Source organism: Streptomyces sp. NPDC048565 (genome assembly GCF_040650935.1).
Lineage (GTDB): Bacteria > Actinomycetota > Actinomycetes > Streptomycetales > Streptomycetaceae > Streptomyces.
In genome coordinates this window covers 88,956-102,220 of record NZ_JBEZIH010000018.1, presented here as the reverse complement: position 1 = coordinate 102,220, position 13,265 = coordinate 88,956, and the positions used below count along the sequence as shown (strand labels likewise).

General features: G+C 69.5%; 8 protein-coding genes. 1 reads left to right on the top strand and 7 read right to left on the bottom strand.

The window, feature by feature from the left end:
* Nucleotides 1–105: 105 nt before the first annotated feature.
* The 4 genes from AB0C75_RS22025 to AB0C75_RS22010 all read right to left on the bottom strand — a co-directional run bounded on the left by AB0C75_RS22025 (nt 106) and on the right by AB0C75_RS22010 (nt 5,029).
* Nucleotides 106–1,053 carry a carbohydrate ABC transporter permease gene (locus tag AB0C75_RS22025; RefSeq protein ID WP_362893331.1) on the bottom strand — a complete coding sequence of 316 codons (948 nt, stop codon included), beginning with the start codon at nt 1,051–1,053 and terminating at the stop codon, nt 106–108.
* Between the two features lie 15 nt (nt 1,054–1,068).
* A complete protein-coding gene (locus tag AB0C75_RS22020; protein ID WP_362893329.1) occupies nt 1,069–2,031 on the bottom strand; it encodes a sugar ABC transporter permease in 963 nt (320 codons plus the stop codon).
* 89 nt (nt 2,032–2,120) lie between these two features.
* Nucleotides 2,121–3,533 (bottom strand): extracellular solute-binding protein, encoded by a 1,413-nt coding sequence (locus AB0C75_RS22015; protein WP_362893327.1) that lies wholly within the window; start codon nt 3,531–3,533, stop codon nt 2,121–2,123.
* A 314-nt stretch (nt 3,534–3,847) separates the two neighbouring features.
* Nucleotides 3,848–5,029: a S8 family serine peptidase gene (locus AB0C75_RS22010; protein WP_362893325.1), complete on the bottom strand. Its 1,182-nt coding sequence runs from the start codon at nt 5,027–5,029 to the stop codon at nt 3,848–3,850.
* A gap of 348 nt (nt 5,030–5,377) precedes the next feature.
* Here AB0C75_RS22010 and AB0C75_RS22005 point away from each other — a divergent pair, with 348 nt between their 5' ends.
* Entirely contained in the window at nt 5,378–8,575 is a 3,198-nt protein-coding gene (locus tag AB0C75_RS22005; RefSeq protein ID WP_362893323.1) for an alpha-L-rhamnosidase, read from the top strand.
* 75 nt (nt 8,576–8,650) lie between these two features.
* Here the strand turns inward: AB0C75_RS22005 and AB0C75_RS22000 are convergent, their stop codons facing one another.
* The 3 genes from AB0C75_RS22000 to AB0C75_RS21990 all read right to left on the bottom strand — a co-directional run bounded on the left by AB0C75_RS22000 (nt 8,651) and on the right by AB0C75_RS21990 (nt 13,263).
* Entirely contained in the window at nt 8,651–10,726 is a 2,076-nt protein-coding gene (locus tag AB0C75_RS22000; RefSeq protein WP_362893321.1) for a beta-galactosidase, read from the bottom strand.
* Between the two features lie 91 nt (nt 10,727–10,817).
* The gene (locus AB0C75_RS21995) at nt 10,818–12,161 is read right to left on the bottom strand and encodes an extracellular solute-binding protein (RefSeq protein ID WP_362893319.1); all 1,344 of its coding nucleotides are present in this window, start codon (nt 12,159–12,161) and stop codon (nt 10,818–10,820) included.
* Between the two features lie 160 nt (nt 12,162–12,321).
* The gene (locus tag AB0C75_RS21990; RefSeq protein ID WP_362893317.1) at nt 12,322–13,263 is read right to left on the bottom strand and encodes a carbohydrate ABC transporter permease; all 942 of its coding nucleotides are present in this window, start codon (nt 13,261–13,263) and stop codon (nt 12,322–12,324) included.
* Nucleotides 13,264–13,265: the final 2 nt, after the last annotated feature.

The window sequence follows — 13,265 nt, the reverse complement described above, 5'->3', positions numbered from 1 at the left end:
AGGAGGTACTCCGCCCCGGCCCGGGCGCGGGGTGTGCGAACGGAGGGCCGCTGCGGCGGAGTGCTGGTGAAGACGGTGGGTGGGGCGGGGGTGGTGGCCTGGGTGTCAGCCCTTCAGACCGCCCGCGGTGAGACCGCTCATGATGTTGCGCTGGAAGATCAGGAAGATCAGCAGCGTCGGGATGGACGCGATGGTGAGCGCGGCGATGAGGACGTTCTCCGGGACCCCGTTGGACAGCGAGTAGATGCCGACGTTGAGGGTCTGCTTGCCCGGGTCGGGCAGGGTGAGCATGGGCCAGAGGAAGTCCTTCCAGACTCCGACGACCGCGAAGATGGAGACGACGCCGAGGATCGGCCGGGAGATCGGCAGGATGATGGAGCGCAGGGTGCGCAGGGGCGAGGCGCCGTCGATGGCCGCCGCGTCGAGGAGTTCACCCGGGATGGAGTCGAAGAACCGCTTCAGCAGGAAGATGTTGAAGGCGTTGGTGACCGAGGGCAGCCAGATCGCCCAGGGCGAGTTGAGCAGGTTGCGCTGGAAGATCGGCACGTCGAGGACCGTGAGGTACTGCGGTACGACCAGGACGGTCGCCGGGATCATCAGGGTGGCGAGCATCATGCCGAGGATGACCTTGCCGAAGACCGGCCGCAGCTTGGACAGCGAGTAGGCGGCGGCCACGTCCAGGACGAGCTGGAGGACGAGCGCCCCGAAGGCGTAGTAGAGGGTGTTGACGAGCAGCTTGGCCAGGTCCATCACGTTCCACGCCTGGGAGTAGTTCTCCGTGTGGACCGAGGAGGGGAAGGCGGTGGGCGGGCTCTGCACGACTTCCTGGGTGGTCTTCAGACCGCCGGTGACCATCCAGTAGAGCGGGCCGAGGAAGGCGAGGGTGAAGACCACCGCCACCAGGGCGAAGACGATCCAGTAGGCGGCCCTCCCCCGGGGCCGGCCGAGCTGGGCCGGTGAGATCAGGGTCCGCTGGCGGACCTGGTCCGCGTCCCGGCGGCGGGCCCTGCCCTTGCCGGGGCCGCGCCGGGAGACAAGCGTGTTCGATGCCATCGTCGTGCTCCCGTCCTAGTCTTCGCTGCTGCGGCTGAGGCGTACGTACACCGCGGAGAAGCCCGCGAGGACCACCAGCAGGAGGAGGCCGAGGGCCGCCGCCGCGCCGTAGTTGTTGAAGTTGAAGGCGTACTGGTAGATGAGGTAGACGACCGTCGTGGTGGAGCCCTCGGGGCCCGCGCCGTTGGTGAGCAGGAACGGTTCGGTGAAGACCTGCATCGTCGCGATGATCTGCATGAGCAGCAGCAGCGACAGGATGAGCCGCGTCTGCGGGATGGTGACGTGCCAGATCTTGCGGAGCAGCCCGGCGCCGTCCAGCTCGGCCGCCTCGTAGAGCTCGCCCGGGATGCCCTGGAGGGCGGCGAGGTAGATCAGCGTGGCCCCGCCCATGCTCATCCAGGTGGACGCGATGACGACGGAGAGCATGGAGGTGCTGGTGTCCTGGAGCCATTGCTGGGCGGGCAGATGGAAGAACTCCAGGATGCGGTTGAAGAGTCCGTAGCCCGGGTCGTAGAAGTACTTGAAGAGCAGGACCGAGGCGACCGGCGGCAGCATGACGGGCAGATAGACCAGCAGGCGCAGATACCCCTGGGCGTGCCGGAACTCGTTGAGCACGACGGCGACGACGAACGGGACCGCGAAGCCCAGCAGGAGCGCCAGGACCGTGAAGAGCAGGGTGTTGCGCCAGGCCTGCCAGAACGCGGGGTCGTTGAAGACGTAGGTCAGATTGGACCAGCCGGCCCAGGTCGTCGTGCCGTTCTCGGTCTTCTGGAAGGCCAGGAGGAATTCTCTGACCATCGGATACCAGGAGAAGAAGGAGAAGCAGAGGACGGCTCCGATCAGGAAGCCGTGCGCCGAGATGTTGCGGCGCACGGCGCGTGCGAAGTCCTCGCGGCCGGAGAACCGCCCGGTGCGGGGTCGTTGCTGCCCGGGTGGCGGTGCGCTCGCCTTCCCGGTGGCCAGGGTGGGGGCCGACATGCTCTCTCCTCGGTGCCGGTTCCGGTCGCTCGTCGACGGGTGGTCCGGATGCGGGGCCGGGCCCGCCGGGCCCGGCCTCCGCACGTCCGTCACTGGTTCGCCAGGACCTGATCGACCTGTTGCTCGGCAGTGTCGAGCAGCTTGTCGATGTCGGCGTCCTTGTTGGTCAGGACCGCCGACATCGCGTTGTCGAGGATCTTGTAGATCTCCTGGGCCTTCGGCGGCTCGGCCTTGCCCTGGACGGGGTTGTCCATGAAGGCCTTGAAGTTCTCGACGGGCATGGTGGCGTTGGCGACCCGCTCGGCGTCGTCCTTCGTCTTGCTCTCACCGGTGAAGAAGTTGGGCTGCGGGAGCCCGACGGGGAGTTTGTCCGCCTTCCTGCGGCCCCAGTCGAACTGGCCCTTCTTCGGCGTGAGGTTCTGGAAGTTCAGCCAGGCGACAGCGGCCTTGATCTTGTCGGGTGAACTGCCCTTCTTGATCATGTAGTTGTTCCCGCCGAAGAGCGTGCCCTCGGCGCCGGGGATCGGGCCCATGCCGAAGTTCTCGTACTTCGCGCCGAGCTGCTGCACCATGTAGGTGATGTCGTCGGGCGCGGCGAGGAACATGCCGAGCTTGTCGGTGGCGATCTGCTTCTGCAGGTCCCCCCACTTCAGCAGCTGGGTCTGCCCCATGCTGCCGTCCTCCCAGCGCATGTCGTGCAGCTGCTGGAGGACCTGCTTGCCCTTGTCGTCGTTGAAGGCGGCCTTCTTGCCGCTGGCGTCCACGACGTCCCCGCCCAGCGAATACTGCGCGGCGGTGAAGTGCCAGCCGCCGTTGTTGCCGGCGCTGTACTCGCCGAAGCCGGAGACGCCCTTGCCGAGCGCCGCGATCTTCGCGCTCGCGGCGCGGACCTCCTGCCAGGTCTTCGGCGGGGTGTCGGGGTCCAGACCGGCCTGGGTGAACAGCTTCCGGTTGATCATGAGGCCCATGGTGTAGTTGCTGGTCGGCAGCGCGTAGAGCTTGCCGTCCTTACGGGCGACGTCGAGCACCTGGGGCTGGATCTCCTTCAGCGCCGGTACGGACGTGTCGGTGACGTACGCGGATATGTCCTCGGCGCCGTCGTTGTCCAGCACCTGCTGGAGATCGGTGAAGTACGCGTAGAACACGTCCGGCTGGGACCTGCCCTTGAGCATGGCGGTGAAGCGCGGCGGCTCGAGGCACTGGCCGGGCGTGGACTTCCCGTTGATCCTGACGTTCGGGTACTTCTTGTTGAACGTCTTGACGTCCTCCTTCCACTCGCGCAGCTCCGCGGCCTTCGCGGCCGGCGGCATACAGTCGATCGTCAGCGTCACCTCGGCCTTCGGATCGAGCGGCGCGGACGGATCGGACGAACCGCTGCCGGAGTCGTCGTTCCCGCCGCTGCTGCTGCTCGTGCCGCAGGAGGCGAGGGCGGTCAGGGCGAGCGCGGTGACGACGGCGGCCGCGGAGGCACGGCGGGTGCGGCGGAACCCAGCACTTCTCATCGGTGGTCCCCTTCGGGCATGAGCGCGGAAGGCCCTCGGCCGACTGTCTGCCGGGGCGCGGCACACTCAACCACCGCCGACAACTGAGCGCAATATCCCGCGCAGTTTTCGTAAATGTTTGACAGCATTCCGCATGCGGTGCGACCTCGGGCAGCAGCAAAGGGCCTCGAACGGCCGCGCCGGCCGCGGACATCGACCCCTCACCACCCGGGATGGTGTCCGCAAGAGACGGACTTCCGGCCGCAAGAGGTTACGCACAGCGAGGAGCGGGGCCCGCGGCACGCGGACCCCGCTCCTGTGGAACCGGTCGGAGGTCAGAGACCCCCGGTGTGGAGAAGCCGGTCGGGCGAGCCCGCGCCGAGACCCGTCAGCACTCCGGTGGTCGCCTCGTCGGCGAGCCCGTCGGCGACCTCCTGCGGCGAGGCGTCGGGGTGCTGCTCCTTGTAGAGAGCCGCCGCACCGGCGACATGCGGGCCGGCCATGGACGTTCCGCTCAGCTTCGTCGAGCCGCCGCCGAGCTTCGCGGACACGATGTCCACACCCGGGGCGTACAGCGACACACAGGTGCCCCAGTTGCTGAACGTCGCCTGCCGGTCCTGGTCGTCGGTCGCCCCGACGGCGAGTGCGTCCTCGGCACGCGCCGGGGAGACGTCGCAGGCGTCCTGGTTCTCGTTGCCCGCCGCGACCACGGGCAGGGTGCCGTCCGCGGCCACCGCGTCGAACGCGTCGTCGACGGCCGACGACGCGGGTCCGCCGAGCGAGGCGTTGACGACGGCCGGCTGCTCGGCGTTCCGGGCGATCCAGTCGAGGCCGGCGATGATCCCGGCCCAGGTGCCCGAGCCTTCGCAGTTGAGGACCCGCACCGGCACCAGGGAGGCGCCGGAGGCGACTCCGTACGTCGCGCCGGCGACGGTCCCGGCCACATGCGTGCCGTGGCCGTTGCAGTCCTCGCCGTTGCGGCCGTCACCGATCGCGTCGTAGCCGGCGCCCACCCGGCCGCCGAACTCGCTGTGGGCGGCCTCGATGCCGGTGTCGAGGATGTACGCGGTCACACCCTTGCCCGTGCCGTCCACGTCGTACGTGCCGTCCAGCGGAAGCTTCCGCTGGTCGATGCGGTCCAGCCCCCAGCTCCCGGCCACGGCACGCCCTCCCGCGGCCTCGGCGGTGGGCGGCGATACGGAGGCCTCGCTGTTCTCCTCGACCGTCTGGACGCCTGCCGCGCCGCGCACCTCCTGGAGCTGAGCGGGCGTCAGCGAGGCCGCGAATCCGTGCAGCACCTTGCTGTACGTGAAGAGGGTGCTGACCCCGAGCTGTTCGGCCATGGCGGCCGGCTTCTGCTCGGGCGAGAGGGTGACGATGTACTGGCCGGGCACGGCCCGTGTCGACTTCTGCACCGGCACAAGGGCCTCGCCGGTGTCTGCCGTGGCCGTGGTGGTGCCGATCAGGGGGGCGATCAGCAGTAGAGCGGCTGGTGCCCAGCGGGCGCGCAGGCGCATGCGTTCTCCCTTGGGATGGAGGAGCGGATCGCGGACCGGTCAGGTCCGCGAAAGTGCGAACACCTGACCCTTCGTCCACATCCCCCGCGAGCCTGAGCCGCGTCAGCCGGACAGCGCAACGATCGACGCCGGGCGGACCCGTTCGGCCCATCGCGTGAAAGGTTTCAACCCCTCCCCGCGAGTGAAGATAGACCCGCCGCGCAAGGGCGTCAATGCCGCATGCAGTGGCTCTGCAACCGCCGGTACGGAAAAGGGTCGATCACGCAAGAACTCTTGACAGGGATCGGTCACAATTCTAGCTTCGCGGAACTGAATCGATTCATCATCGCCTCGTTACGGAGCCGCGTTGTGATCAGCAGAAGACAACTGCTCAGCACCACAGCCGCCACCGCCGCGCTCGCCGCGGTGTCCGCCCCTGTCGCCGCCGCGGCCGGGCCCGCGCGGGCGGCCGCCGGCCGGGCTCGCGTCACCGGGCCGACCGTCGAGTACGTGCGCCATCCGCTGGGCCTGGACACCCCACGCCCACGGCTGAGCTGGCCCGTCGCGTCGGACAGCCCCGGGCTGGTCCAGGCCGCCTACCAGGTGCGCGTGGCCACCACCCCCGAACTCCTCGGGAGGCCCGACGTCTGGGACAGCGGCAGGGTGGAGTCCGCGCAGTCCGTACTCGTCCCGTACGCGGGCCCTGAACCGGCCTCCCGCACGCGCTACTTCTGGTCGGTGCGGATCTGGGACGCGGACGGCCGGGCGTCCGCCTGGAGCGAGCCGTCCTGGTGGGAGACCGGGCTGCTGGAGGCCGCGGACTGGTCGGCCGGGTGGATCGCCGCGCCCGCAGCGCTGACCGGCACCCCCGCGCTGGACGACGCCTCGTGGATCTGGTTCCCCGAGGGGGACCCCACCGTCGAGGCGCCCGCCGCCACCCGGTGGTTCCGCGGCCGGGTCGAGATTCCGGAGGGTGTCACCCGCGCCCGTCTGGTCATGACCGCCGACGACGGGTTCACCGCCCGGGTGAACGGCGTGCGGGTGGCGCACGCGGAGGCCGACGGACCGGCCGAGAACTGGAAGCGCCCTGTCCTGGTGGAGGTGTCGGACCATCTCTCCCCCGGTGCCCAGGTGATCGCCGTGTCGGCGACCAACGCGGTCACCGGGCCCGCCGGGCTGCTCGGGGTGCTGGAACTGACGACCGCGGACGGCACGACCACGGTCGTGACCGACGCCGAGTGGCGGGCCACCGACACGGAACCGTCGGGGGACTGGGACTCCGTCGGCTACGACGACAGCGCCTGGTCCGCCGCCGCGGTCCTCGCCCGCTGGGGCTCCGGCCCCTGGGGTGAGGTGGAGGTGGCCCACTCCCCCGCCGTACAGCTGCGCCGGGAGTTCCGGCTGAGCGGCAGGCGCGTGGCGCGCGCCAGGCTCTACTCGACCGCGCTCGGCCTGTACGAGGTGTTCCTCAACGGCGAGCGCGTCGGTGAGGACCGGCTCGCCCCGGGCTGGACGGACTACAACCAACGGGTGCAGTACCGGACGCACGATGTGACCGCCCTGCTGACGAAGGGCGCCAACGCGCTCGGTGTCACGCTGGCGGCCGGGTGGTACGCGGGCAACATCGCCTGGTTCGGGCCGCATCAGTACGGCGAACAGCCCGCGGCTCTCGCCCAGTTGGAAGTCACCTACACCGACGGGTCGACCGAGCGCGTGGTCTCGGGAACCGACTGGCTCGCCTCGACGGGGCCCGTCACCGGGGCGGACCTGATGGCGGGCGAGGACTACGACGCGCGGCTGGAGACCGACGGATGGACGCGCGCCGGTTTCGACGCGGACGGCTGGCTCGAGGCCGACCGCGTCGAGGGGGTCACGGCCGCGCTCGTCGCCGAAGTGGACGGTGCCTGCCGCGTGGAGCAGGAGCTGACGGCACGTGAGGTGACCGAACCCGAGCCGGGTGTCTTCGTGTTCGACCTCGGCCAGAACATGGTGGGCACCGCGCGCCTCACCGTGTCGGGACCGGCCGGTACGACGGTGCGGCTGCGGCACGCCGAGGTGCTGAACCCGGACGGCACGCTCTACACCGCCAATCTGCGCACCGCACGCGCCACCGACACGTACACGCTGAAGGGAGGCGGCCCGGAGACCTACGAGCCCCGCTTCACCTTCCACGGCTTCCGCTACGTCGAGGTGACGGGCTATCCCGGCACTCCGCCACGCGACGCGGTCGTGGGGCGTGTCATCCACACCTCGGCGCCGTTCACCATGGACTTCAGCACCGATGTGCCCATGCTCGACCAGCTCCACAGCAACATCACCTGGGGACAGCGCGGAAACTTCGTGTCCATTCCGACGGACACCCCGGCGCGCGACGAACGGCTGGGCTGGACCGGTGACATCAACGTGTTCGCGCCCACCGCGGCGTACACGATGGAGTCCGCACGCTTCCTCACCAAGTGGCTCCAGGACCTGCGCGACGCCCAGACCTCCGAGGGCGCCTTCACCCATGTGGCCCCGGACCTCCCGGACGTCGGCAACGGCGCGGCGGGCTGGGGTGACGCCGGGGTGACCGTGCCGTGGGCTCTGTACCAGGCCTACGGCGACGTACGGGTGCTGGAGCAGTCCTGGTCATCGATGACGGACTGGCTGGTGTATCTGGAGGAGCACAGCACGGGGCTGCTGCGGCCCGCCGACGGCTTCGGCGACTGGCTCAACATCGAGGAGGAGACGCCCAAGGACGTCATCGCCACGGCCTACTTCGCCCACAGCGCCGATCTCGTGGCACGGACGGCCGAGGTACTCGGCAAGGACCCCTCGCCCCACCGGACGCTGTTCGGCCAGGTGCGCGACGCGTTCCGTGCGGCGTACGTCTCCGCCGGCGGCCGGGTCGAGGGTGACACGCAGACGGCCTACGTCCTCGCGCTGTCCATGGATCTGCTCACGGAGGCCGACCGCGGACCGGCGGCGGACCGGCTGGTCGCCCTCATCGAGGCGAAGGACTGGCACCTGTCGACGGGCTTCCTGGGCACCCCGCGGCTCCTGCCCGTGCTCACGGACACCGGTCACACGGATGTCGCCTACCGGCTGCTGCTCCAGCGGACCTTCCCGAGCTGGGGCTACCAGATCGACCGGGGCGCCACCACGATGTGGGAGCGCTGGGACTCGATCCGCCCGGACGGCAGCTTCCAGGACGCCGGGATGAACTCCTTCAACCACTACGCCTACGGCTCGGTCGGTGAGTGGATGTACGCGAACATCGCGGGCATCGCACCCGGTGCACCCGGCTTCCGCAAGATCCTCGTACGGCCGCGGCCGGGTGGTGGCGTGACGCGGGCCGGAGGCCGGTTCGACTCGCGGTACGGGCCCGTGACCACACGCTGGCGGAAGGACGCGGACGGCTTCACCCTCGATGTCGGGCTGCCGCCGAACACCAGCGCGGAGGTGTGGGTGCCGGGCGGCGACAGACGGAGTGCCGGCCGGGGACCCGCGGCCTTCGTACGGCTGGACGACGGGTGTGCGGTCTTCACAGCGGGCTCGGGCACCCACCGGTTCACGGCCTCCGGCTGACGGGTACCGCCGCGCTGACGGGTACCGCCGCGTGCCCCGTGGGACGTCGTCCCACGGGGCACGCTCGGCCGTCCGCTACCCGGCCTGGGCGAAGGGGCCGGCGCCGGACGCCACCCGGAGCACCACGACCGCCCTCGGGGGAAGCGTCAGGCCGCCCCCGGCCGCCGGCGTGGGGCCGGTGAGGATCTCGCCGTCCACCGTGTCGAACGCGACCGGCTCGTCCGTGCGGTTGACGAGGAACCAGTACGCGTGGGAGCCGTCGGTCCGTATGGTCAGTTCCACCCGTCCCCTGGCGTAGGCGGGAAGCTCGCTCTGCACACCGGCACCGGAAAGCAGGCGCCCCAGCACGTCGGGCAGGCCCTGGCCGCCCAGCCGGGTGGAGACGTACGCGGCGGAACCGCCGTCCTGGGGCACACGCCGGGTGATGGCGGGGCGCCCGGCCTGGTCCCCGGTCCTGTAGCGCGCCAGCACCGTGACCTCGGGGTCGGTCAGGTCGATCCGGTCGGTCCACACGGTGCCGGCCGCGCCGTTGTCCAGCTGTACGTCCTCGCCCTCGCGCAGGGGGCCGAACTCCTCGATGCGGATGCCCAGCAGATCACGCAGTGCTCCCGGGTAACCCCCGAGGTGGACGTGGTCGTTCTCGTCGACGACACCCGAGTAGTAGGTGGTGGCCAGGTGACCGCCGCCGTGCACATAGGCCTCCAGGCGGCCGGCCAGTGCCTTCGGGACGACGTGCAGGAGGGGGGCAGCGACGAAGTCGTAGCCGCTCAGGTCGGCCGAGGTCGTGACGACGTCCACCCGGACGCCCAGGGACAGGAAGGCCGAGTACCAGTCGAGCACCTCCTGCCGGTAGTTCACCAGGGAGGACGGCTGGGAGTCGCGTTCGACAGCCCACCAGGACTCCCAGTCGTACACCAGGGCCGCGCGGGCCGGTTCGCGCACCGAGCCGGTGACCGGGGTCAGCGTCTCCAGCGTGCGGCCGAGTTCGGCCACCGAGCGGAACACCTCGCTGTCGGGGCCGGCGTGGGGCACCATCGCGGAGTGGTGCTTCTCGGCGCCCGCCGCTGACTGGCGCCACTGGAAGAAGCAGACCGCGTCGGCCCCGTGGGCGACGTGGAGCAGGGAGTCACGGGCGAGTTCGCCGGGGCGCTTGGCGACGTTGACGGACTGCCAGTTGACCGCGCTCGTCGAGTGTTCCATCAGGAACCAGGGCCTGCCCTGTGCGATGGAGTGGGTGAGCGCGGCGGAGAAGGAGAGCTCGTCCAGGCGCTGCGGCCCGGGGTGGGTGTAGTGGTCGTTGGAGACGAAGTCGATCTCCGCGGCCCAGTCCGGGTAGTTCATGCCCTTCGTCCCGCTCATCACCATGAAGTTGGTGGTGGCGGGGATGTCGGGGGTGATCCGGCGCAGGACGTCGCGCTCGGCCCTGAGGTAGTCCCTGAGCGCGTCGGACGAGAAGCGCTTGAAGTCGAGCTGCTGGGTCGGGTTGGCGTGGCTCGCGGCCAGTCGCGGCGGCTGGATCTGGTCCCAGTCCCCGTAGTACTGCGACCAGAAGGAGGTGGCCCAGGCGCGGTTGAGCTCGTCGAGCGTGCCGTAGCGCGCACGCAGCCAGTCGCGGAAGGCCTGGGCGGCGTCGTCGGAGTAGTCGTAGATGTTGTGACAGCCGAGCTCGTTGGAGATGTGCCAGGCGACCACGGCGGGGTGGTTCGCGTAGCGGGTGGCCATGGCCTCCACCAGCCGCAGGGCGTATCTGCGGAAGACGGGCGAGGTGGGCCGCCAGTGCTGTCGGGCGCCCTGGGAGAGGGTCTCACCGGTGTGGGTGACCGGCAGGATCTCCGGGTGCAGGGTGGTGAGCCAGGGGGGCGGCGATGCGGTGGCGGTGGCGAGGTCCACCGAGATGCCGCCGCTGTGGAGCAGGTCGAGCACCTCGTCCAGCCAGTCGAAGTCCCACCGGTCCTCGGCCGGTTGCAGGCGGGCCCAGGAGAAGATGGCGACGGAGACGACGGTGACCCCGGCCTCCCGCATCAGCCGGACGTCTTCCTTCCACACCTCGCGTGGCCACTGCTCCGGGTTGTAGTCGGCCCCGTAGGCGAAGCGCGCGGGGCGGTCGTCGGAGGTCGGGCGCAGCCAGTGGCGCTCGGAGGTGGGGGTCATGATGAATCCTTTCGGATACGAGGTGCGGGTACAGCAAAGGGCGGCCACCCGTCGGCGGGCGGCCGCCCCGTGCCGGTTCAGCGGCTTGAGGTCACTTGTTGACGCTGAAGCCCTGATCGTTGCCGTACTTGACGGACTTCTCCTGCCACGCCTTCAGCCCGTCGGCCAGCGTGGTGTCGGAGACGAACGCCTTGCCGACGGAGTCCTTGAAGATGGAGTTCGCGTACACCTGGAAGGGCAGGTAGGACCAGTCCTCAGGCACCTGGCTGGCCGACCGGGCGAAGATCTCGTTCGCCTTCTGGCCGCCGAAGTACGGGAAGGTGGTGTCGAGGAACGACGGGGAGGACAGGTCGGCCGTGGTGGCGGGGAAGGCGCCTTCCTTGAGGCGGGCCTGGACGCCGTCGGAGTGGTTCGCGTACTCGTTGAACGCGTACGCGAGCTCCTTGCTCTTGCTGTCCTTCAACACGGCGAGGGAGCTGCCGCCGTTCTCGGAGCTGACCTGCTGGCCCTTCTTCCACTGCGGGAGCGCGGCCGCGCGCCAGTCACCCGAGGCCGACTCCGCGCCCGATTCGAAGTTGGCGGGCATCCACGCGCCGGTGGCGAGGGTGGCGATGGTGCCGTCGGCCAGCCCCTTGTACCACTCGTCGCTCCAGTTCTTGATGGGCGCCAGAAGCTTCTCGTCGAGGAGCTTCTGCCAGACCTTGGTGAAGGTGGCGACACCCTTGTCGGCGGTGAGGTCGACCGTCACATCGGTGTCGCGGTTCTTGAACGGGGTCCCGCCGGCCTGCCAGATCAGGCTGGTCATGAACCCGGGGTCACCCGTGTCATTGGTTATGTAGGCCTTCGGGTCGGCCGTGTGCAGCGCCCGGGCGGCCTCCAGGTACTCGTCCCAGGTGGTCGGAATGGCGATCTGGTACTTGTCCAGCACCTTCTTGTTGTAGAAGAGCGCCATCGGGCCGGAGTCCATGGGAAGCGCGTAGACGGCGTCCTCCTCGGTGACCGCGTTCCACGGGCCCGGCGAGTAGTCGTCCTTGTACTCCCCGGCGCCGTATCCGCTGAGGTCCTCGAGGGACTTGCCCAGCGCGAACTGGCCCACGGCGTAGTACTCGATCTGCGCGACGTCCGGGACGCCGGATCCGGCCTGGAGAGCGTTCTGCAGGGCCGTGTACTGGGCGTCGTTGGTGCCGGCGTTGACCAGCTTCACCTTGACCTTGGGGTACTTCTTCTCGAAGTCCTTGACCACGGTCTTGAGTGTCGGCTCCCATGCCCACACCGTGATGGAACCGCCCTCCTTGAGGGCCGACCGGAGGTCACCTCCCGATACGGACTTGTCCGACGCGGTGTCGTCGTCGGAGGACCCGCACGCGGTGAGACTCAGCGCGGCCGCGCACAGCAGGCCGACGCCACGCATCGCGCGTCTGGTCATGGTTCTCATAATTGCTTCACTCCGTTGTGGTGAGGGTGGTGCATGAGCCGTCGAGCGTCCGCACGGGGGTGCGGGGCTGGAAAGGGGTGGAACACCGCGCCGGTCGCGGGCCGGCACGAACCGGTCCCGGAGCGCGGAGATTCGGTGGCCGATGCGGCCGGTTGGCGGGTCACTCCTTGACGCTGCCCGCTGCCAGGCCGGACTGCCAGTACCGCTGGAGCAGCAGGAAAGCGATGACGAGCGGCACGATGGTGAGCAGCGAGCCCGTGATGACCAGGTTGAAGACCGGCTGGCCTCCCGCGGTGGACGCCTGCGCGTTCCAGGCGTTCAGACCCAGGGTCAGCGGATACCAGTCCGGGTCCTTGATCATGATCAGCGGAAGGAAGTAGTTGTTCCAGGTCTGCACCATGGTGAAGAGCATGACCGTCACGATGCCCGGGGCCAGCAGCGGGAGCGCGACACGGAAGAACGTCCGCAGTTCGCCCGAACCGTCCATCCTGGCCGCTTCCAGGAGCTCGGTGGGCACCGCCTCGGCGGCGAACACCCACATCAGGTAGAGCCCGAACGGCGAGATCAGGGACGGGATGATGATGGACCACGGCGTGTCGGTGAGGCCCATCTTGCTGAACATCAGGAAGGTGGGGACCGCCAGCGCGGTCGCGGGCACGGCCACCGCGCCGATGACGGTGGCGAAGACGGCGCGCTTGCCGGCGAAGTCGAACTTCGCCAGTCCGTAGCCGCCGAGGACCGCGAGGAAGGTCGCTCCGCCGGCGCCCACGACCACGTACAGCACGGTGTTGAGGAACCAGCGGATGAAGATGCCGTCGTCGTAGGTCAGCGTCTGCGAGATGTTGTCCCACAGGGCGAAGTCACCGCTGAACCAGAGCCCGAAGGAGCCGAAGAGGCCGTTCTGCGTCTTGGTGGCGTTGATGACGAGCCAGGCCAGCGGCATGAGCGCGTAGAGCGCGGTCAGGCCCATGAGCACCGTGAGCAGCACGCTGCGGCGCGGCCGGTCGATGGAGCGGCGTCTGTGCGTGGCGCGGCGCGGCGCCTGGGCGCGGTGAGTGGTGCGCCGGGGCGTCTGCTCGGCGGTGAAGGGAGGGGCACTCATGG

Coding starts and splice junctions, on each gene's coding strand:
- AB0C75_RS21990 (WP_362893317.1), bottom strand. CDS start 13,263: ATGAGTGCCCCTCCCTTCACCGCCGAGCAGACGCCCCGGCGCACCACT.
- AB0C75_RS22015 (WP_362893327.1), bottom strand. CDS start 3,533: ATGAGAAGTGCTGGGTTCCGCCGCACCCGCCGTGCCTCCGCGGCCGCC.
- AB0C75_RS22010 (WP_362893325.1), bottom strand. CDS start 5,029: ATGCGCCTGCGCGCCCGCTGGGCACCAGCCGCTCTACTGCTGATCGCC.
- AB0C75_RS22025 (WP_362893331.1), bottom strand. CDS start 1,053: ATGGCATCGAACACGCTTGTCTCCCGGCGCGGCCCCGGCAAGGGCAGG.
- AB0C75_RS22020 (WP_362893329.1), bottom strand. CDS start 2,031: ATGTCGGCCCCCACCCTGGCCACCGGGAAGGCGAGCGCACCGCCACCC.
- AB0C75_RS22000 (WP_362893321.1), bottom strand. CDS start 10,726: ATGACCCCCACCTCCGAGCGCCACTGGCTGCGCCCGACCTCCGACGAC.
- AB0C75_RS21995 (WP_362893319.1), bottom strand. CDS start 12,161: ATGAGAACCATGACCAGACGCGCGATGCGTGGCGTCGGCCTGCTGTGC.